Genomic DNA, 19,947 nt, shown 5'->3' with positions numbered 1-19,947 from the left:
TTACTTCCTGCAGATCAGACCGATCTGCAGGCTGTTGCTTTCGAACACGTCCCAGTAGCCCGGCTCCCGGGCCGCCCGGCGTTGCTTGCTGATCAACGGCGCAATCCACAGGCAGTCGCGCAAGCCTGCGGCTTTTGCCGCGTCTTCATACACCTCTTTACGCCAACGGTAGTAGGTGAAGTCGGCCGGCGGCGTGGACATGAACTGCGCTTTGCAGCGGTAGCCGCCGTTGACGGCGCTTTCATTCAGTACGCTGATGCCGTAGCGGGTGAAATTGCCTTTGGCCAGGTCAAAGGCCGGGTTGGCGGTGTAGGCCACCAACTGGCCGCCGGGCTTGAGGTTCTGCGCCGCGGTGCTGAACATCCGCCCCAGTTCCTCGACGCTGCTGGCGTAGTTGAACAACCAGGCCGCGGTGACCTTGTCGTAGCTGCCGATGCGCCCCATTTGCGCCACGTCCCGTACTTCATAGGCGATACCGTCGTTGGCCTGGCGGGCCTGGTAGATCATGCTCGGCGAAATATCCACGCCGCGCACCTGAGCCGCGCCCCAGTCCTTGAGCTGGCGGCTGAAAAAACCGTGGCCGCAGGCCAGGTCGAGAATCTCCAGGCGCTGCACGTTGCCGACCATGTAGCGGAAGGTATCGACTTCGACACCGCGCTGGCTGGCATGGCTGGTGAAGTCCTCGAACTGTTCACTGATGCGCTCGTACACCTGTTTGGCTTCTTTCATCGCTGCTCCTTGCATGGCAGGGGGACTCAACTCTTCAGGCCAGGGCCCGGGCCGGGCTACGGGTAAGGCGCCAGGTCAGCAGCAGGGCCAGCACCGGCGCCAGGGCAAACACGCCGAACAGCCAGGCCGAGGCCTGCTGCGCACCGGCGACGCCACCGGGCTCGACCAGCCCGGCGCTGTTGCTGACCAGCCCGGCCAGTGCGGCGGCCAGGGCAGTGGCGTACAGCTGTACGGTGGTGATCGAGGCCGAGGCGAGGTTCTCTTCGCCCGGGCGGGCGGCGCTGAGTATCCGGGTCAACAGGTGTGGCCAGCCCAGGCCGATCCCCAGGCCAACCCCGGCCAGGGCCAGGCAATACACAACCAGGCCTTGCGTCTGCGCCAGCCACCGCTGTTGCGGGGTCATCAGCGCCAGCGCCAGCAGGGCAACGAGAATAACCGCCGGGCCGAAGCGGATCATGCGCTCGGCGCCAGCGCCTGTTCGGCTGGCGCTGAACAACGCGGCAACGGTCCAGCCACCGGCCATGGCGGCGGTCATGTAGCCAGCTGCCAGCGGGCTCAGGCCGTGAATCTGCTGAAGGAAATAGGGAACGAAAATCTCCGTGGTGATCGCCGCGATCAGCAGGCACATGACCGCGTACAACCCACCCAGCGGCGTGCCCAGGGCGTAGGCGCCGGTGGGCAGCAGGCGTCGGCCGGGCTGGTGGTCCAGGCGTGCGATCAGCACGGCGATGGCCAGCCCCGCGCCGATACCGATCAGGTTCCAGAGCAGTTGCGTCGACAGGCTGGCGGCGGAGATCGCCAGCACCGACGCCACCAGGCAGGCGATCAGGCCATAGGGTGGACGGGATTGCGAACGGGCGGCGACCTGGTTGCGCAACTGGCTGATGACGATCAGCGCCAGCAGCGCCGCCACCGGCAACAGCGACCAGAACGCCCAGCGCCAATGGCCGTGCTGGGCGAAGATGCCACCGACCGCCGGGCCGCACAGGGTGGCCACGCCCCACATGCCAGACACCAGGGCCATGGCCCGCGGCCACAGGCGTTCATCGAACACCAGGCGGATCAAGGCATAGCTCAGGGCAAACAGGATGCCGCCGCCCAGGCCCTGGACACTGCGGCCGATCAGCAGCACCGGCATGCTTGGCGCTGCGGCGCAGATCACCGAGCCCAGGGCGAACACCGCCAACGCCAGGAGAAAGGCGGCGCGCGCACCCAGGCGTTCGATCAATTGCGCCGACAGGGTCGAGCCGATGATCGAGGTGGCGACGAACAGGGTGGTGCTCCAGGCATAAAACGCCAGGCCGCCGATGTCGGCAATCACGGTCGGCAGGATGGTGGTGACGATGTAGACGTTGATCGCGTGCAAGGCCACACCCCCGGCCAGGGCGATCGAGCGCAGGGCATTGCGCCCGTGCAGCAGTTCGGCCCATGAGGCGGAGGCAGGGGTGTGGGCGGTATTCATGTGCGGCTCCTTCGCAGGCGGGGCGTTCAGTGGCTGAAAGTCTAGGTGCAGTCGTTCTATTACACAATTTATAACTTGTATAAATAGCCCGCGCGCCAGGCGCCGGTTTTGCTACCATCGCGTTTTTTTACCGCCCGCGCACTGACGCGCCGGGCGGCTGACAGGCAAGGCCGAAGGAGAGCAGCATGATCATCACCACCACAGGTACCATCGAAGGCCGGGAAATCGCCGCCTATCTGGATGTGGTTAGCGCCGAGTCGGTCCAGGGCATCAACGTGGTTCGCGATATTTTTGCCAGCTTTCGCGACTTTTTCGGTGGCCGTTCGCAAACCCTGGAAAGCGCCCTGAAAGAAGCACGCATCCAGGCCACCGACGAAATCCGCAGCCGCGCGCGCAGCCTGCAGGCCGATGCGGTGGTGGGCCTGGATTACGAAATCAGCATGCCGTCGGCGCGCGGTGGCATGGTTGTGGTGTTTGTCACCGGCACCGCCGTAAAGCTCAAGTAAGCCTCTCAAGTCACCCTGGGGTGCGACAAAATAGCCCGGCCATTGGTCGGGCTTTTTTGTCTTTGCCCGCGTGGTCCGTAAATGACCGGCTAGTCTCAGAATCACCAGGGTCAGTGCTTTTCTGGGCAATCATCTGTTTGCCGGTACTGATCCGCTGTCGGAGGGAGACTGGGGCATGGTTGACTTATTCAATGAGGACAACAGCGACGCTTTTCCAATCAACAATCTAATCCGTTGCGGCCAGAGCGGCTATCGGCTGGGCTTTGCCAACATGACGCTGGAAGACGCACAGGTGCGCCTGAACACGCTGCCGCGTAGCAAGAAGGGCAAATTCACCCCGCGCTTGCCCGCGAAGAAGTGATCGAATCGTCCACCACCCCGCCCAACGGCGGGGTTTTTTTTGCATTGTTTGACCTCGCGCAAAGGTTGTGCGGCTCGTACTCGCCTGATTTCGGGTTGTGTGCCTTACTACTGCCGCCATCAATACAGGAGTCATTCGATGCGTATCAGGGAAGAAACTTACTGGAGCTGGGCCGACGCGCAACTGCATAGCCGCAGCCACGACGAACAGCTCAGTGACGGGACCAGTATCGACGTGCAGGTGCGGTTGTCGCGTACCGGCGCCACGCAATTATTCCTCGGCATCTATATGTGCCAGGGCAATGCCCTGGTCGAGGAGTATTACGACAGCCGTCCCGGCGAAACCATGACCCGCGCCATGGTCTGGGGTGTCGACCGGGCCCGGGCACTGGCTACCGGGGCGTTGCCGCTGGAGAAGGTGGCGCTGCGCCTTCAGGCCTGAGGATGGCGGGCGCGGCTGGCCTGGACGATGCGCTGGGCCGGCACGCGCAGTTGGCGCAGCAGGTAGTCGGCAAATTCGTCGGGGTAATCCTGCAGTGCAATTGCCTGCTCCATGCAGCTCAACCAGATAGCGCTGTGGTGTTCATCGATCGGCCATTGGGCATGGAAGGCCGGGATGGCGATCGGGCCATAGCGTTCGCTGAACAGCCGCGGGCCACCGAGCCAGCCGCTGAGAAAACAGGCCAGCTTGTCGCGTGAGGCATCGAGGCTTTGCGGGTGCATCTGGCGCACGGCCAGTGCCTCGGGGTTCTCATCCATCAACCGGTAGAACTCATCGACCAGGCGGCGCAGGCCGTCGATGCCACCGGCGGCCTGGTAGGACGCATCACCGGTGCCGAAAGCGGGGTGGGTCATAAGTGGGCTCTTCAGGTAAAAGCGCCATTCTAGCCAAGTCCTGGGGCGAATAAAAAATGCTGTTCATGGAGTCTTGGGGGCTATGGTCCTTGGCTTGGGATGTTAAGGCTGCGAGCTTATCCATTTGCTGTGGCGTCGCTGCCGGCCCCTTCCGCCTTTACGGCGGCCTACTTTTCTCTTGGGAAAAGGTAGGCAAAACCGCTTGCTCCTGCATACGGCCCTACGCTGCGCTTCGGGTCCCCTCGCTACGGCGCCCTCCGGGGCATCGCGGCCTACGACTTGCTGCGCCAAGTCTACGTCTCGCGTCTTCGGCTGACGCCGAAGGTGCTGCGCACTGCCCCTACAGGCACCTTCGCTCGGCCTCCTGAAGTCGCGTTCTGCGGCGCCTTGAACTACGCGCATCAAGATCAAGCAAGTCGGTGCTCGCTTTGCAAGCGAGCTTGTTGCGCTTCGGCGTCAGTCTGGCTGCGCCATAATCTGCTTTCGCAGATACGCCAGTGCAGGCGCCGCCCGTAACTTCGCGACTTCAGGAGGCTGAGTGTAGGTGTCTGGAGGGGGCTGGTGCGCAGCACCCTTCGGCGTCAGCCGAAGTCGCGAGACGTAGACTTGGCGTAGCAAGTCGTAGGCCGCGGAGCCCCTGGAAGACACCGAAGCGAAGGGACCCGAAGCGCAGCGTAGGGCCGTATGCGGGAGCGAGCGGTTTTGCCTACTTTTCCCAAGAGAAAAGTAGGACGCCGTAAAGGCGGAAGGGGCCGGCAGCGGCGCCACAGCGAACGGATAAGCTCGCAGCCTCAACATCCCAAGCCAAGGACCATAGCCCCCGAGACTCCGTGAAGAACCATAAAAAAAGCCCAATCCGCAGGGATTGGGCTCAAGCGTGGCAGGGGCTGTGCCGCACCCCAGCGACCCTTAGCAGAGGCGGTCGATTACCGCGACGCCCGGTTTGTTCTGCAGCGCAGCCCACTCGCTTTGCAGGGTCTGCAGAACCCGTCCGACGTACTGGGTGTCGGCGGCGGCCTTCTTGCCAACGTAGCCCTGGCCGCGACGGTACATCTTCAGGCGAGCCCGCATGTTCGGGTTGCATTGCTCGAACTGCGCTTCGTCGCTCAGGGTATCCAGGCTGTCCAGGCGAACTTCACCCGATTCGCAAACCCAGAGGATGTGGCTGTCGAGCGTGTCCTTGCGCGCGGCGAACAGCCGGGCCAGTTCTTCAACAGTCGGTTGATTGTTCAGATTCATCATAAAGCCCCCTTGACCATTCGTTGTTTGTTCGCACTTGGCGCATAACATGTAGCGTTAAATGAAAGCTGCTACAGCAGCGTCACAACTGGGGGCTTCTACACGCTGCCTTTTGGGCAGTACCCATCCGCACACAGCTCATGGATCTGTCGAACTGCCTGGAACACCCTTGCCAGTACCCCCGATCGGGGAGACGGCCTCATCATGCAAGGGGCGATGAACGGCGTCAACAGGTTTTGTAGTGATTTTTTTAGCGCACTACATATTGTCCGACAATGCCTCGAATTCAGGGCATTGATACGCATCAGTCCGCGTTGAGGTGACTTGCAGGATCATGCCTGGACATGTTTTGCAGGGAGTCACCCATGAATTCAGCGGCCAATGCGCCTGTCTCTCCAACCGTCGGAACCCGCGTGCCTATTGGCCTGTTGGTCGGTATCGCGGCCCTTGCCGGGGTCCTGTTGCTGCCGATGCCCGCCGACTTGCCGGTGGCCGGCCACCGGGTGCTGGCAATCCTGGCCTTTGCCGTGGTGGTGTGGATCAGCGAAGCGGTGTCGTACGAAGCCAGCGCGATCATGATCACCTCGCTGATGGCGTTTTTGCTCGGCACTGCGCCGACGGTCGCCGACCCTTCGGTGATCTACGGCTCCTCGGCGGCAATCACCCTGGCCCTGACCGGGTTCTCCAACAGTGCCCTGGCCCTGGTGGTCGGGGCCTTGTTCATCGCCGCGGCCATGACCCACACCGGCCTTGACCGGCGCATCGCCCTGGTGACGCTCTCGAGCATCGGCGTCAGCACCCGGCGCATCCTCATCGGAGCGGTGGCGGTTACCGTGCTGCTCAGCCTGGTGGTGCCCAGCGCCACGGCGCGCAGTGCCTGCGTGGTGCCGATCATGATGGGGGTGATTGCCGCGTTCGGCGTGGATAAACGTTCCAACATCGCGGCCGGGATCATGATCATCGTCGCCCAGGGCACCAGCATCTGGAACATCGGTATCCAGACCGCTGCGGCGCAGAACCTGCTGACCGTCGGCTTCATGGACAAGATGCTCGGGGCGCGGGTGTCGTGGATCGACTGGCTGATTGCCGGTGCGCCGTGGGCGCTGATCATGTCGGTGGTGCTGATCGTCCTGGTACTGAAAATGCTGCCGCCCGAGAGCGAAGCGATTCCCGGCGGCAAGGCGGCGGTGAGCAAGACCTTGGCCGAGCTCGGGCCGATGACCGCTGCGCAGAAACGCCTGCTTGGCGTGTCACTGCTGTTGCTGCTGGCCTGGGCCACTGAGGGCAAGCTGCATCACTTCGATACCACCTCGACCACCTATGCCGGGTTGGTGATCCTGCTGCTGCCACGGCTCGGGGTCATGACCTGGAAAGACGTGCAGGCGCGCATTCCCTGGGGCACGGTGATTGTCTTTGGTGTCGGCATCAGCCTGGGCACTACCTTGCTCACCACCCAGGCCGGGCAATGGCTGGGCGCGCAGGTGGTGGCCCATACCGGGCTGGATCAACTGGGGACGCTGGGGGTGTTCTCGATTCTGGCGGCCTTCCTGATTCTGATCCACCTGGGCTTTGCCAGCGCCACCGCGCTGACCTCGGCGCTGCTGCCGATCCTGATCGCCGTGCTGCAGACTCTGCCGGGGGACTTCAGCCGCCTGGGCATGACCATGGCCCTGGGCTTTGTGGTCAGCTACGGGTTTATCCTGCCGATCAACGCACCGCAGAACATGGTCTGCCTGGGCACCGAAACCTTCACCGCCAAGCAGTTTGCCCGGGTGGGGATCCTGGTGACCTTGATCGGCTATGGGCTGATGCTGGTGTTTGCCGCTACCTGGTGGCAGTGGTTGGGCTGGATGTAGCTGCAAGCTTCATCGCGGGGCAAGCCCGCTCCTACACAGACCTTGTAGGAGCGGGCTTGACCCGCGATCGCACTATCAGAAGTTCGCCGGCGTGTTGGCGCTGATGATCTCGGCCTCGTCCTGGCCAATGTTCTTGAAGCTGTGGGGCAGGGTGGTGGGGAAGTAGTAGCCGTCGCCCGAGTTGAGGATGCTGACCTGGCCATCGACCCGCAACTCGATGGTGCCTCGGGTCACCAGGCCGCATTCTTCGCCTTCGGCATGCACGATCGGCTCACCGGAATCGGCGCCTGGCGCGTACAGCTCGCGCAACATGCGCATCTGCCGGCCCTCGACACTGGCCCCCACCAGCAACATGCGCAGGCCGCTGTTGCCCAGGTCTGGCTGCTCGGTGGAGCGGAACACAAAGCGCTCTTCGCGGATCGGCTCGTCGAAACTGAAGAACTCCGCCAACGACATCGGAATGCCTTCAAGCAGCTTTTTCAGGGAACTGACCGACGGGCTGACGCGATTCTGCTCGATCTGCGAGATCGTCGAGTTGGTCAGGCCACTGCGTCGAGCCAGCTCCCGCTGGGAGAGTTTGTTGCGTTCACGCACCAGTTTGAGTCGTGTCCCCGTGTCCATAGCCGCCTTATGTGTCAAAAATTTTGGGCGAGGCATTAAAGCACATTCGGCCAGGCTTTAGCGGCCCACCTGTTAGGCGGGCTTTTTCGGCTGCGGCCACAGGCCTACCAACAACAGTAACGCAGCGACAATCAGGTATGGCAGGCGCGGATCAACGGCATAGATCAGGGTCCCGGCCAGCGGCCCGATGACCACGCCCAGCCCCTGCACCGCGCCGATGGAACCGGCCGTGGCGCCTTGCTCGCTGGCGTCCATGGCATTGGCCGCCAGCGCCGAAAACGCCGGGAACACCCAACCCATGCCACAGGCCGAAACGAAGAAACACGCCCACAGGCCCACGGCACTGCTGGCCAGGGCGCTGGCGGCAAAACCCACGGCGGCGATGCTGGCGCCGACGCGGATCATTCGCAACGGCGGCCACTCAAGCTTGCGCACCAGGATCTGTGCCAGGATCAGCGCCACACCGACCATGGTCAGGGCGACACCGGCGGTTTGCGCGGCATCGGCCGGGGCCATGCCCAGGCGGTCGAGGGCGAAGAAGCCGACGGTGATCTGCGCCACCGACACGCTGAGCATCGCCACGAAAGCCACCAGCAACGGCCGGCGCAGGCGCGGGTCGGCCAGGCGTACCGGGCGTGGCGGCTGCTTGAGGTGCAACTCCTGGCGTTTGAGCTTGAGTAGCAGCACTAGGAACGCCAGCATCGGTAGCACCGCCATCACATAGAACGGCAGGCTCAGGCTGTAGCGGGCCAGGACCGCTGCCAGCGCCGGGCCGATCACCAGGCCCACAGCGTTGGCCGCCCCCAGTGAAGCCATGGCCTGGGCGCGGTGCCGGGGTTCGATGTTGTCGGCAATCAGCGCTGCACCGCCGACCGGCAATGCGGCGTAGAAGGCGCCGATCAAGCCGCGGCCAAGCACCAGCCCGGCAAAGGCCAGTGCTGCGCTGGGCAGCAGGTGCAAGGCGGTGTCGATGAACAGGCACAACGCCCAGTAGGCCGCGGTAAAGCCTGCGGTGCCGAGCAACAGCACCTTGCGCCGCCCCAGGCGGTCACTGGCCCGGCCCCAAGAGCGGGCCAGGAGCATCCAGATCACTCCGGCAACCGTGACCGCGGTACCTGCCTGCCAAGTGGCCAGGCCCAGGGTGCGGGCAATCGGGCCGATCAAGGAAACGAAGGCCATCAACGCCATGGTGCAGGCCATGTTGGCCGCCAGTAGCGGGCGCAGGTCGAAAGAGGAGCGCTCGGCTGAAGCGAGCACGGCAGGGTCCGTTGCAGTGGTCATGGGTTATCCAGGGCAGGTGAGGGCAAGGCGGTCGACGACCGGCACAAGATGATAACGATTATCATCGGCTGGCGTCGACCGCAAATCACCGGCGTCAGAAATCGCCTTTGAGGGTCACCATGAAATTGCGCGGCTCACCGTAGAAGTTACCCCAGGCCAGGGCGCCGACGCTGGAGTAGTAATGCTTGTCGAACAGGTTGTTGCCGTTGACGGCAATGCTCCAGTTGTCGTCCAGCTGGTAGCCTAGGCGCGCGTTCCAGATCGCGTAGCCGGGCTGTACGGTTTTCGCCGCGCGGTCCTGGTAGTGGTTGTCGCTTTGCGCGTTGACCCCGCCGCCCAGGCTCCAGCGCTGCAGCGGGCCGTCCAGCTGGTAGTCGGCCCAGACCCGCAGCAGATGGCGCGGTACGTAGCTGGCGGTGAAGGTCGCGTCTTGGCTGGTGCTGTTGGTCTTGAGGTACTCAAGCTCGGTGTAGGTGTAGCCGGCCAGCACCTGCAGGCGTTCGGCCAGTTCGCCGCTGAGCTCGGCTTCGAAACCCTGGGCACGGACCTTGCCCTTGTCGCTGTAGCAGTAACCGTCGGAGGAACCGGCGCACACCGAATCGTAATCGGCTTCGGCGCGGTGCGCCTCGATGGTGCGGAACAGGTTGAACGCGGCGTTCAGGCCGCCATCGAGCCATTCGCCCTTGATCCCCAGCTCATAGTTGGCGCCGGTCTTGGGTTGCAACGGGCTGCCCTGGGCATCGGTGTAGGTGCCCTGGGGCTGGAAGATGTCGGCGTAGCTGCCGTACACCGACCAGGTGTCGTCCAGGTCGTAGATCAGCGCGGCAAACGGCGTGACCTGGCCGTTTTCCTGGCTGCGGTCATGCTGCCAGTAGTCCCAGGCCTGGGTGTAGGAATCGCGCTGGCTGCGGTACCAGCTGACCCGGCTGCCAAGCACCAGGGTCAGGGGCTCGGCCAGTTTCAGGCGCAAGGTGGCATAGGTGCCCATCTGCCGCGTGTCGCTTTCCACCGGCAGCGGGCCGCCGCGGTAGGAGGCGGTCTGGTACAGGCTGTCCGGCGGCTTGGGAATGTCGCGGTTGGGGGCGAAGGGGTCCATGGTCACGCCGAGCAACTGGGTCATGTTGATCAGCGCGTAGCTGTCGCTGCCCTTGGCCCGGCTGGCGTTGGCGCCGATGATCAGCTCATGCTCCAGGCCCCAGGCATTGAACTTGCCGTCCAGGTAGGCGTCCATGCCGTAGTCGTGCTGGTCGTAGTCGAACACGCCGGAGTACAGTTGGTTGTTGGCCGAGCTGCTGCCGACCGGCACGCTGCCCAGGGTCATCGCGTACTGCATGTCCTGGGTGTTGTGGCTGTGCATGGCGGCGACTTTCAACCGCCACTGGTCGTTGAAATGATGGGTGAGGTCGGCGAACAGGTTGACCCGCTGGCTTTCCCAGCTGTTCCAGGTCGCGCCCAGGCAGGTGGCGCGCGACAGCTTCAGGTCCGCACCATTGCTGTAGCGCGGCAGGCCCTGCCAGCAAGGGGTGGCGTTGAGCTTCTCGTAGGCGGCGCCGATGCCGAGGGTGGTGGCGTCGTTGAAGTCGTAGTCCAGGGCGCCGTAGACCACCTGGTCGTCGCGCTTGCCCATGTCGTAGAAATACTGGCGGTCCTGCCCGGCAACCACCAGCCGGCCACGCAGGCTGCCGGATTCGTTCAGCGGGCCACCGGTATCGAGCTGGGCACGGTAGTTGTCCCAGGAGCCGGCCGAAAGGCTGACGCTGGTGGCGGCCTTTTCCTGGCCGCGCTTGCGGATGAAGTTGACCCCGCCGGCAGAACTGCCAGAGCCCTTGAGCATGCCGGCGGCGCCGCGCAGCACTTCGACACGATCGTAGTAGGCCATGTCGCTGGCAAAGCTGTTGGCCTGTACGTAGTTGCCACCCAAGTCCAGCGGCACGCCGTCGTACTGGTACTGGCCGGCAAGCATGAAACCGCGCGAGTAGAAGTATTTGCCGCCCATGGGCGAGTCATGCACGGTGATCCCCGGCGTCTTCTCCATCACCTGTTCGAGGGTGGTGAGGTTTTGTTCATCCATCATTTTGCGGGTGATCACCGTCACCGACTGCGGCGTTTCGCGCAGTGAATGCTCGCCCTTGGCAAAGCTGACCTGACGCACGGTGAGGCTGTCGGTGGTTTCCATGTGGGGGTTCAAGGTGCTGGCGCCAATGGTGGTGGCGCCCAGTTCCAGCGCGCCATCACTGGCCGGCAGCGGGCGGATCGAGTAGCTGCCGTCGGCCTGGCGGTAAGCCTGCAGGCCACTGCCAGCGAGGATCCGGCTCAGGCCTTCGAGCACCCCGTAACGCCCCTGCAGGCCCTGGCTCTGCTGGCTGCTGGTCAGTTGCGCGTCGTACGACAGGTTGACCCCGGCCGCCGCCGCAAAGCTGCCCAGCACCTGGCTCAAGGAACCCGCTTCAATGGCAAATACCTGGCCGTTACTGGCGCTGTCGGTCTCTGCTGCCTGGGCAACGTCGAGGGGCAATAGGGGCATGACCAGAGCGGCGGCAAGCAGGTGTCGGCCAATCAGCTGGGGGAGGAGGGCACGGGGGAAGCGGGGTTGCATGGAAATCCTCTTCGTTCGCAAATGAGATTATTTCCTACAGAGGCGGACGAACGAAAAAAAACAGACACCCCTTGCTGAAAGAATTTCAACTCAGGCCAACGCTGACCCAGAAGCGGTTGTACCGGCGCACCTGAAGCTTGAACGACGTGGCCAGGGCCGACAGCGCCGCATCGCTGTTGGTGAGGGAGAAGGTCCCGGAGACGCGTAGCCCGTTAAGCTCACTGGCGTAGGACAACAGCCCAGGGCGGTAGCGGCCGAGTTCTTCGAGTACATCGCCCAGGCGCCAGTCCTCGACGATCAGGTGCCCGCCGGTCCAGGCCGCTTCGCTGCTGGCGACGGCCTGCGTGGCGTGTACCGCATGGCTGTCGAACTGGCAACGCTGGCCAGCGTCCAGGCGACGTGCCGGCGCCTGATGCGGGTTGATGCGCACCGCCTGCTCGAACACCTCGACCTGGCTGGCGGCTTCGCGCTGATCGACGCTGAAGCGCGTGCCCAGGGCTTCGACCAGGCCTTGGGCGGTTTCCACGCGCAAGGGGCGTTGCCGGCTGTCCTTGCCGCTAGTCAGAAAAACCCGCCCGTGACGCAGGCGAATCAGTCGTTGCTGAGCATCGAAGCGGATGTCCACGGCGCTGGCGGTGTCGAGTACCAACTGGCTGCCGTCGGCGAGGGTCAGGTGACGAATTTCACCAGTGGCACTGTGCACATCCGCCAGCCAGTGCTGCGCAGGCTGGCTGCGATAGCTGGCCCAGCCGCCAAGGCCAAGGCCGCTGGCCAGCAGCAGGCCCTTGAGCACGCTGCGCCGGGGCAGGCCTTCGGCTTCGCTACGCTGCAAGGTATCGAAGGCGAGGCCGCCTGGCACACTGGCCAGGCGCCCCTGCAACTGCTCGACCCGTGCCCAGGCCCAGCGATGCTCGGCAGCACTGGCCAGCCATACCTGCCAGGCCTGGTGCAGTTCGGCCGGGGCATCGCCGGCGGTCAGTTGCACATGCCAGCGGGCGGCGGCCTTCAGGGCTTGGCGTTGGCGCTCGCGGTCAGTCATGGCTGAGCATCGTAAGCGAGCAGCAGGCAGCGTTCGGTGGTCTTGATCAGGTACTTTTTCACCGTGGTCAGTGACACACCCAGGGCCTCGGCAATTTCCACGTAGGTCATGCCCAGCCAGTTGGCCATCAGAAACGCCTTGCGCGCCTTGGCGCCGCAGCCCGCCAACAGTTGGTCGATTTCACGCAGGGTTTCCAGAATCAGCACCTGCTCTTCGCTGGAGATCTGTTCGGCTTGCGGTTGCGCTGCCAAGGCTTCCAGGTAAGCGCGCTCCAGTTGCTGACGACGGAAATGATCGATCATCACCCGCCGCGCCACCGTCACCAGGTAGTTGCGCGGCTCACGCAGCAGGCGCACCAGCTCCAGCGCCTCGGAGGAGGCGAGGATGCGTACGAAGGTGTCCTGCATCAGGTCCGCCGCCCGTTGCGGACAGCTCAGACGCCGGCGCAGCCAGTGTTGCAGCCACAGGTGATGGTGCTGATAAAGCTGGCCGAGCTCGGCATTGGGCGGTGACGGCGGTGCGCTCATCCTGGCTGCATCCCGAAAAAATGATGCAGATGATAAGCATTCCCAAAAAACTAATAAAGCGTTGTTTTCACGCGGCCGCCACCTTCGCTCACCAGAGCGCCAGGGTGTAGCCGACAATCAGCCGGTTCTCGTCGATGTCCGTGGTCAGGCCGCCACTGGAACGGAAGGTGGCGTTGCGCAGCCGCACGCTGACATTTTTCAGCGGCCCGCTTTGCACCACGTAGGCAATGTCGGTATCGCGCTCCCATTCCTTACCGCCGCTGACACTGGCGGTTTCGATATGGCTGCCATTCACGTAGCGGGTCATGAAGCTCAAGCCCGGCAGGCCGAGGGCGGCGAAGTTGTAGTCGTAACGCGCCTGCCAGGCATCGGTTTCAGCCTTGGTGAAGACGTTCACGGTGACCAGGTTGACCGAGTAGGGGTCCAGGCCAGGGTAAGCAAAATCGCCGTCGCCTGAGAGGTTCTGGTAACCGAGGCCGAACTTGTGTGCGCCCACGCCCAGGGTCAGCATGCCGTTGAAGAAGCGGTTGTCGATCTTGCCGCCGTCGACCCGCGAAGCCGCGCGCAGGTCGTGGCTGCCCTGTTCGCGGGTGTCGAAGTAACGCAGGTCGCTGCGCAGGTTGATGCCTTCAGCCAGGGGCAGGTCGTGGACCAGCCCGGCGTAGTGCTGGCGGTAGATATCCTGCATCTGCGCGTAGTAATAGCTGACGGCCAGGCGCGGGTTGATCGCGTAGGTGCCGCCGGCCAGGTCCAGGTGATTGCTCTCGACCCCGGCGTAGCTCATCCCGTCGTTGCTCGAGGAGTCGCGCAGGTTCTGTTTTTCCAGGCGGCCGAGGTTCAGAGTCAGGCCGTCGATGTCTTGGGAGGTCAGCAGGCCGCCGCTGTAGGTCGAAGGCAGCAGGCGCACGTCGTTGATCGCCGCCACCGGCAGCATCGGTTGCAGGGTGCCGAGCTTGAGGATGGTCTTGCTGACCCGCAGCTTGGCGGTCAGGCCCAGCTCACTGTAGTTGTCCACCGGCTCCTGGCTGGCGCCGAAGGGCAGCAGGCCGGTGCCGCGCCGGTCGCGGCTGGCGTCGAGCTTGACCCCCAGCTCACCCAGGGCATCGAGGCCAAAGCCTACGGTGCCTTCGGTAAAGCCCGACTCCATTTTCAGGATAAAACCCTGAGCCCATTCCCGCGCCTGGCTCTGTGGCGCGCCGCTCTGGCGAAAGTCGCGGCTGAAGTAGAAGTTGCGCGTTTCAAGGCTGGCCTTGCTGTCCTTGATGAACTCGGCCTGGGCGATGTAGGGGGCGAATGCGGCGCACAGGCCGGCACTCACCGTCAGCGAACGGGGCAGAAGCATTTGGGGCTACCTTTCTTGTTGTTGTGTGTGGCGGGTGCCAGGTGTCTCTGCCTATATTGTTAACATATTATCTTTATTTTTGAATAGACCTATTACGAGTAGAAGTGGACGGGAACGCAAATTAATTAAGATATTAATCCTTTGGCAGTGGCCCCGGCCACATGCTGCGCAGCACGGCGTCACGGCGTACCAGCCCGTGCACCAGCGCCGCACCCAGGTGCACCAGCACGCTGGCAAACAGCACATAGGCCAGCCAGCCGTGGGCCTGGCGCAGCAGGGCATACAGCTGCAGGTCGTGGGGCAACAGCGCCGGCAGTTGCAGCGCCAGCGGATAGCCGCCGGCAGACTGCATGCCCCAGCCCAGCACCGGCATCGCCAGCATCAGCCCGTACAGCAGCAGGTGCGAAGCTTTCGCCGCCCAGCGCTGCAGTGGCGGCAAGTCGTCGGGTAGCGGCGGGTGCGGCAGGCTCAGGCGTACGCCAATGCGCACGATCACCAGCAGCAACAGGGCCAGGCCAATGGCCTTGTGCAGGCTGATCAGCCAGGTATGGCGCGGCGACAGGTCGCTGACCATGCTCACACCAACGAACAGCATGGCCAGGATCAGCACCGCCATCAGCCAGTGCAGCACACGGGCCAGGGGGTGGAAGGCAACAGGTTTCATGGGCGAGCTCCCAGCTGCGCGGCTTCACGGCTGCGGCGGTTGAAGGATTCCGAGTAGGCCGCCGAGCGGGCCGCGAGGATCGGGTCGGCCGAAGGCTGGATGCCGCTCGGCAGAATCAGCGGGTCGAAGTTCAGGTCGCGACAGGCGCCTTGTTCCGGGGCATCGACCTGGTCGATCAGCAGCGTGCCGGCGTTTACCGTGGGCCGCTGTGCGGGCCAGGCCTGGCTGGGGTCATCGACGGTATCGCCGGCCTCGGCCAGGGTCAATTGCAGGGTCCAGCGCAGCGGGCCCTGGCTCAGGCGCTGGCGCAGGTCGTGTTGCAGGTAGTCGTTGTCGTCGACCTGCGCCGGCAGTGCGGCGAAAGGCGTTTGTGGCACCAGGCTCCAGCGCACGTAACGGGCCTTGCCGCTGGCATCGATCAGGGCAAAGGCGTTGATGCTGTTGTAACTGGAGCTGGCGAAACTGTCCGAGGCTTTGTAGTCCTTGGCCCATTGGCGAAAGGCGGCGCTCTCCGGGTGGGCGGCGAAAAACGCTTGCATCCGCGCAGGGTCCGGCTTGCCGGTGGCCGGGTCCGGGGTCATGGCCAGCACCTGTTGGTAGAAGGCTTCTGGCGTACCCACTGCCAGCACCGGTGGGGTGTTCATGCCGGTACGCCACAGTTGGCCATCGTCGCTGCTCAGTTGCAGCGCCAGGCTGCGGGTCGGCACGCTGGCGTCAGGGCTGTGGGGGTTGGCACCGCCGATGGCGAAGCGGCCGATTACCGGTACCCTGGCCTGGCTGAACACCCGCGCGGTGGACAGGTTGGCCGCCGCGCCGCTGCTCTGGAAGTAGCCGCTGACGCACAGGCCCTTGGCGTGATTCTTACGGTAACCGGGGTAGTGCCCGGCCTGGGCTTCGAAGGTGTCGATAATGCGCTTCGGGGTCAGGCGCTCGGCGCCGATCCAGCCGGCGGCGTAGGCAAAACCCGCGGCCAGGGCCGTCAGCCCGAAGCCGATGGCAGCCAGGCGCAAAGCACGCGGGCGGCCGTGTAACGGAGTGCTCATGGCGGTGATCCGGGTCAGTGAATGAGCCGGTACGACGCGTGGCGCAGAATTTTATTCCAGCGCCAGGGAATAATTCTTCACCGCCAGCGTCTGCCTCGTACACTGATCGCCTACAGGCCAAGACTGCGGCAATGAACGAGCTAGACGACGAGCAATTACGCCAGATGCTTGAGCGCCTGCGTCGCTTCGCCCTGTGGCTGACCCGCGAGGCCAGCAGCGCCGACGACCTGGTCCAGGCCACGGTCGAGCGCGCCTTGAGCCGCCGTGGTCAACAACGCGAAGACGCCAGCCTGCGCGCCTGGCTGTTCTCGATCCTGTACCGGCAGTTTATCGACGGCAAACGCCGCGAACGCCGCCAGGCACGCTGGCTGGCCTGGTTCGGCCGCAGCGAGGAGGCGGGCAGCAACACCGAAGATATCGTCGTTGCCCAGTCGGGCCTGGCAGCGTTCGCGCAACTGCCCACCGAGCAGCGCGCCTTGCTGTTGCTGGTCAGCGTTGAAGGCCTGAGCTACAAGGAGGCCGCCCTGGCCCTGGATGTGCCGATCGGCACGGTAATGTCACGCTTGTCGCGCGCCCGCGCGGCCATGCGCGAACTGGCCGAGGGCGACACGCCGCCCCCGGCGCTGCGGAGGTTGAAATGAGCTTGATCCCGTCCGAACACGAGCTGCACGCCTATGTCGACGAGCATCTGGACAGCGAGCGGCGGCGGGCGGTGGAGCTGTACCTGGCGGCCAACCCCGAGCAGGCGGCGCGGGTCGAAGCCTGGCGCAACGATGCCTGCCAGCTGCGCGCGGCGCTGTCCGGCTTTGCCGCGCAAGCACCCAACCCGCGCCTGGACCCAGCCAACGTGCGCCGTGAGTTGCGCCGCCGGCGGCAACGGCGCTGGGCCAGTGCCGCGGTACTGCTGGTGACCCTGGGCATCGGCGGCCTGGGCGGCTGGCAGGTGCGCGAGGCGAGCCTGCTGGCCAGCAACCCGCCGATGGCCGATGCCGTGCAGGCCCATCGGCTGTTCGCCGATGCCAAGGCCCTCGACCTCAGCGCCCAGGACCCGGCACGCCTGCAGGCCTGGCTGGGCCAGCACTTTGCCCATGTCGGCACTTTACCGGACCTCTCGGCCTACGGTTTTACCCCGCTAGGTGCGCGGCTGCTGAGCAACGAGCAGGGGCCGGCGGCGCTGTTGTTGTTTGAAGACGCCCAGGGCCAGCGGGTCAGCCTGTTCCTGCGCTCGCCGGGTGAGCACTATGCGCGCATGCCCAGTGGTGAGCGAACCGACGGCCAGCTGCAGGCACGTTACTGGTCGCGAGGGGGCTACAACTACGCCCTGGTCAGCGCCGCATCCGACCGCCGAGGCGAGCAATTGCGTCAGGCGCTTGGTATCACTTTGTAGCTGAAATGCCATTAGGGGCGTAAGCTCAAAGCCGTTGTTGCTGTCGTCATTTAACTTCATTCGAGGTATCCGCCAATGAAGCGCATGCAAGGTTTGGTGATGGCCGCAGTGGTTCTGCTGGCCGGCCAAAGCGCGCTGGCTTCGGCACCAGAGGTAAAGGATGCGCGTCTGGTTGCCCATGAGCAGGCAGTGCAGGCCTATGCAGCAAGAACCGGCAAGACCGTCCCCGCGATCCAGGATTTTGCCTACGGCAAATCCGTGGATGTCGCCCGTCTGATCGAGCAAACACCCATGGCCCGCGGCTGCGAAGCGGCGCCAATGCTGATGACCTTTGAAGACTCCAGCGGCCAGCTGGTTACCCTGCGGTATCGGCTCGAAGGCCAGTGTCCGCGCTTTCAGTCAACGCGATAACGCGCCCCGGCAGCGGCGAGGGATCGTCGCTGCGCCACGCCAGGTGAAGGCCCAACCGCGGACTGGCATCTTGCAACCGGCAAGAGCACACACCCACTGCGCGGGGTATCGGCCCTCACGGTGCGGGAGGTGCGCCAGCGCTGGCAGATGATAAATGCCGTGTAATAGCGCTTGGATTGCGCCAGGGTATTAATTAGAATCAATCTCATTTGAGTCTAATCCATCCAGGTGCGTAGACATGAGCGAAGCGGCGAGCCCAACCGAGCAGACCCTGCATGGCCTCTATCGGGAGCATCGCAGCTGGCTCGAACGCTGGTTGTATCAGCGCCTGGGCAACCGCTGGGATGCCGCCGACCTCAGCCAGGACACCTTCCTGCGGGTGCTGGCCAGCCCCCAGGTACTTAGCGAACTGCGTGAGCCGCGGGCCTACCTGCTGACCGTCGGCAAGCGCTTGCTGGTCAACTTCCACAAACGCCGCAGCCTGGAACAGGCCTACCTCGAGGCCCTGGCCAACCTGCCCGAAGTGCAGATGCCGTCACCGGAACAGCGCTGGTTGCTGCTGGAAACCTTGCAGGCCCTGGACGAACTGCTCGATGGCTTGCCGCCAGCAGTGCGTCGGGCGTTTCTCTGGTCGCAGCTCGAAGGCCTGAACTACGCACAGATTGCCGAGCGTCTGGCTGTCAGTGAGCGTACGGTCAAACGCTACATGGCTCAGGCCTATGAGCATTGCCTGTTGGTTGACCTATGAACCGCACCTTCAGTCGCGAATCCCGGCAACTGGCCCGCACGGCGGCGCGCTGGCTGGCCTTGCTCGATTCCGGGCGCGCCAGCGCCGACGACTTGCAGCGCTTGCAGTACTGGCGCGCGGCAAGCCCACAGCACGAGCAGATCTGGCAGCGCGCCGAAGGCTTGCGCCAACGCTTTCAGGAGGTGCCGCCAAGCGTGGCCATGGCCAGCCTGGATCGCCCCGAACCGAACCGTCGTACCTTGCTCAAGCGCGGCCTGATGGTAGCCGTGTTGCTGCCTGCTGGCTGGCTGCTCAGCCAGCAACCGCCGCTGCAGGCCTTGCGCGCCGACCTGCGTACCGCAGTGGGTGAACGCCGTGGCGTGCGCCTGGCCGATGGCAGCCTGCTGCAATTGAACACCGCCACTGCCGTCGACCTTGACCTTGTTCACCAGCGCTTGACCCTGGTCGAGGGTGAGATCGCCCTGAACGTCAGTCGCGCCCAAGCCCTGCACGTCGAGCTGGGCATGGCCCGGGTGAGCGTTGGCCAGGCCCAGGTGTGCCTGCGCCGCGACGCCGAACAGTGTTGCATCGGCGTGCTGCATGGCTCGGTGCAGGTGCGGCCGCGCCACGGTGCGGCGCTGGCCTTGCAGGCCGGCGATCAACTGACCATCAGCGCCGATGGCAGTGGCGCCATGGACCGTTTCGATCCCCATCAACCGGACTGGCGCGACGGTGTGCTGAGCGTCAACGACCAGCCGCTGGGGCAGTTTTTGCGTGAGCTGTCGCGTTATCGGCCGGGTTGGTTGCGCTGGGAGCCGGCGCTGGAGTCGCTCAAGGTTACGGGGACCTTCCGCCTGGATGACACCGACCGGGTGTTGACCTTGCTGGCTGCCAGCCTGCCGCTGGCGGTGCAGGCACGCAGCCGCTACTGGATCACCCTGGTGCCGCGGCAGAAAGCGGCATGAACGGGGCCTGGTATTTTTGCCAGTAGCGCACCTGCTTGCAGAGGGTGATGATGCCGGTTCAAGGGCTGGAGCCATGCCGACATGGACGACGACAACAAAGAGCGTCTTCGCCTGTATCAACCTGGAGACACCGTGGTGCTGTACGGCTGTTTTGCCGCCGAGTACGGGGTCATGGACAGCCAGTCAGGCGAAGTACGCCGCATCGACTGGGGCGCGCACCAATTGCAGCTGTACTTCGCCTGCGATGATGAATGCCGCTGCATTCCATTCGCCAGCATCACTGCGGTGCTTGTACCCGGCCATTGCCGCACCGCAGTAGCTGATCAAGGCTGAGCGT

Annotated in this window: 22 protein-coding genes; 10 read left to right on the top strand and 12 right to left on the bottom strand. The window is 64.3% G+C overall.

The genetic code is table 11. From position 1 onward, the window contains the following. Both NLX68_RS03795 and NLX68_RS03790 read right to left on the bottom strand, forming a co-directional pair. On the bottom strand, positions 1–729 hold the full coding sequence (locus NLX68_RS03795; protein WP_254282747.1) for a trans-aconitate 2-methyltransferase: 729 nt from the start codon (positions 727–729) through the stop codon (positions 1–3). A 34-nt stretch (positions 730–763) separates the two neighbouring features. Then, positions 764–2,191, bottom strand: a complete 1,428-nt coding sequence (locus NLX68_RS03790) for an MFS transporter (RefSeq protein WP_254282746.1) — start codon at positions 2,189–2,191, stop codon at positions 764–766. A 185-nt stretch (positions 2,192–2,376) separates the two neighbouring features. On the opposite strand from NLX68_RS03790, the gene NLX68_RS03785 reads away from it, so the two are divergent. The 3 genes from NLX68_RS03785 (at position 2,377) to NLX68_RS03775 (ending at position 3,499) form a co-directional block, all read left to right on the top strand. Next, the gene (locus tag NLX68_RS03785) at positions 2,377–2,697 is read left to right on the top strand and encodes a YbjQ family protein (RefSeq protein WP_010226788.1); all 321 of its coding nucleotides are present in this window, start codon (positions 2,377–2,379) and stop codon (positions 2,695–2,697) included. A gap of 175 nt (positions 2,698–2,872) precedes the next feature. Next, complete coding sequence (locus NLX68_RS03780) at positions 2,873–3,058, top strand: hypothetical protein (protein ID WP_254282745.1); 186 nt, start codon at positions 2,873–2,875, stop codon at positions 3,056–3,058. Positions 3,059–3,196: 138 nt separating this feature from the next. Next, a complete protein-coding gene (locus NLX68_RS03775; protein WP_254282744.1) occupies positions 3,197–3,499 on the top strand; it encodes a hypothetical protein in 303 nt (100 codons plus the stop codon). On the opposite strand, the gene NLX68_RS03770 is transcribed toward NLX68_RS03775, so the two are convergent. Then, positions 3,490–3,912, bottom strand: a complete 423-nt coding sequence (locus tag NLX68_RS03770; protein ID WP_254282743.1) for a group II truncated hemoglobin — start codon at positions 3,910–3,912, stop codon at positions 3,490–3,492. The genes NLX68_RS03775 and NLX68_RS03770 overlap by 10 nt on opposite strands. A gap of 909 nt (positions 3,913–4,821) precedes the next feature. Further along, positions 4,822–5,154: a hypothetical protein gene (locus NLX68_RS03765; RefSeq protein WP_010226796.1), complete on the bottom strand. Its 333-nt coding sequence runs from the start codon at positions 5,152–5,154 to the stop codon at positions 4,822–4,824. A gap of 362 nt (positions 5,155–5,516) precedes the next feature. Between NLX68_RS03765 and NLX68_RS03760 the strand changes: the two genes are divergently transcribed. Then, a complete protein-coding gene (locus NLX68_RS03760) occupies positions 5,517–7,007 on the top strand; it encodes a DASS family sodium-coupled anion symporter (RefSeq protein WP_254282742.1) in 1,491 nt (496 codons plus the stop codon). Positions 7,008–7,082: 75 nt separating this feature from the next. Here NLX68_RS03760 and NLX68_RS03755 read toward each other — a convergent pair whose 3' ends face one another. The 8 genes from NLX68_RS03755 to NLX68_RS03720 all read right to left on the bottom strand — a co-directional run bounded on the left by NLX68_RS03755 (position 7,083) and on the right by NLX68_RS03720 (position 16,120). Next, on the bottom strand, positions 7,083–7,628 hold the full coding sequence (locus NLX68_RS03755; RefSeq protein WP_010226800.1) for a cupin domain-containing protein: 546 nt from the start codon (positions 7,626–7,628) through the stop codon (positions 7,083–7,085). A 72-nt stretch (positions 7,629–7,700) separates the two neighbouring features. Next, the gene (locus NLX68_RS03750) at positions 7,701–8,909 is read right to left on the bottom strand and encodes an MFS transporter (RefSeq protein WP_254282741.1); all 1,209 of its coding nucleotides are present in this window, start codon (positions 8,907–8,909) and stop codon (positions 7,701–7,703) included. 94 nt (positions 8,910–9,003) lie between these two features. Next, on the bottom strand, positions 9,004–11,505 hold the full coding sequence (locus NLX68_RS03745) for a TonB-dependent siderophore receptor (protein ID WP_254282740.1): 2,502 nt from the start codon (positions 11,503–11,505) through the stop codon (positions 9,004–9,006). An 85-nt stretch (positions 11,506–11,590) separates the two neighbouring features. After that, positions 11,591–12,544, bottom strand: a complete 954-nt coding sequence (locus tag NLX68_RS03740; RefSeq protein ID WP_254282739.1) for a FecR domain-containing protein — start codon at positions 12,542–12,544, stop codon at positions 11,591–11,593. Then, positions 12,541–13,071 (bottom strand): sigma-70 family RNA polymerase sigma factor, encoded by a 531-nt coding sequence (locus NLX68_RS03735; protein ID WP_254282738.1) that lies wholly within the window; start codon positions 13,069–13,071, stop codon positions 12,541–12,543. The genes NLX68_RS03740 and NLX68_RS03735 overlap by 4 nt, the downstream gene beginning before the upstream one ends. 88 nt (positions 13,072–13,159) lie before the next feature. After that, positions 13,160–14,413 (bottom strand): OprD family porin, encoded by a 1,254-nt coding sequence (locus NLX68_RS03730; protein WP_254282737.1) that lies wholly within the window; start codon positions 14,411–14,413, stop codon positions 13,160–13,162. A 133-nt stretch (positions 14,414–14,546) separates the two neighbouring features. Continuing rightward, positions 14,547–15,077 carry a cytochrome b gene (locus NLX68_RS03725; RefSeq protein ID WP_254282736.1) on the bottom strand — a complete coding sequence of 177 codons (531 nt, stop codon included), beginning with the start codon at positions 15,075–15,077 and terminating at the stop codon, positions 14,547–14,549. Next, entirely contained in the window at positions 15,074–16,120 is a 1,047-nt protein-coding gene (locus NLX68_RS03720) for a catalase family peroxidase (protein ID WP_254282735.1), read from the bottom strand. The genes NLX68_RS03725 and NLX68_RS03720 overlap by 4 nt, the downstream gene beginning before the upstream one ends. Positions 16,121–16,251: 131 nt before the next feature. Between NLX68_RS03720 and NLX68_RS03715 the strand changes: the two genes are divergently transcribed. The 6 genes from NLX68_RS03715 (at position 16,252) to NLX68_RS03690 (ending at position 19,943) form a co-directional block, all read left to right on the top strand. Next, positions 16,252–16,761 carry a sigma-70 family RNA polymerase sigma factor gene (locus NLX68_RS03715; RefSeq protein WP_254282734.1) on the top strand — a complete coding sequence of 170 codons (510 nt, stop codon included), beginning with the start codon at positions 16,252–16,254 and terminating at the stop codon, positions 16,759–16,761. Beyond that, the gene (locus NLX68_RS03710; RefSeq protein ID WP_254282733.1) at positions 16,758–17,507 is read left to right on the top strand and encodes an anti-sigma factor; all 750 of its coding nucleotides are present in this window, start codon (positions 16,758–16,760) and stop codon (positions 17,505–17,507) included. Before NLX68_RS03715 ends, NLX68_RS03710 begins: the two co-directional genes overlap by 4 nt. A 75-nt stretch (positions 17,508–17,582) precedes the next feature. Continuing rightward, on the top strand, positions 17,583–17,918 hold the full coding sequence (locus tag NLX68_RS03705) for a DUF2790 domain-containing protein (RefSeq protein WP_254282732.1): 336 nt from the start codon (positions 17,583–17,585) through the stop codon (positions 17,916–17,918). A 238-nt stretch (positions 17,919–18,156) separates the two neighbouring features. Further along, entirely contained in the window at positions 18,157–18,666 is a 510-nt protein-coding gene (locus NLX68_RS03700) for a sigma-70 family RNA polymerase sigma factor (RefSeq protein ID WP_254282731.1), read from the top strand. Beyond that, positions 18,663–19,610, top strand: a complete 948-nt coding sequence (locus NLX68_RS03695) for a FecR domain-containing protein (protein WP_254282730.1) — start codon at positions 18,663–18,665, stop codon at positions 19,608–19,610. The genes NLX68_RS03700 and NLX68_RS03695 overlap by 4 nt, the downstream gene beginning before the upstream one ends. A gap of 81 nt (positions 19,611–19,691) precedes the next feature. Next, a complete protein-coding gene (locus tag NLX68_RS03690; RefSeq protein WP_254282729.1) occupies positions 19,692–19,943 on the top strand; it encodes a hypothetical protein in 252 nt (83 codons plus the stop codon). Positions 19,944–19,947: the final 4 nt, after the last annotated feature.

Origin of the sequence: Pseudomonas sp. SBB6 (assembly GCF_024213215.1) — a bacterium.
GTDB classification, from domain to species: Bacteria; Pseudomonadota; Gammaproteobacteria; order Pseudomonadales; family Pseudomonadaceae; genus Aquipseudomonas; species Aquipseudomonas donghuensis.
Note: the sequence above shows the minus strand (reverse complement) of the source record. Positions and strands in the feature narration are given on the sequence as shown.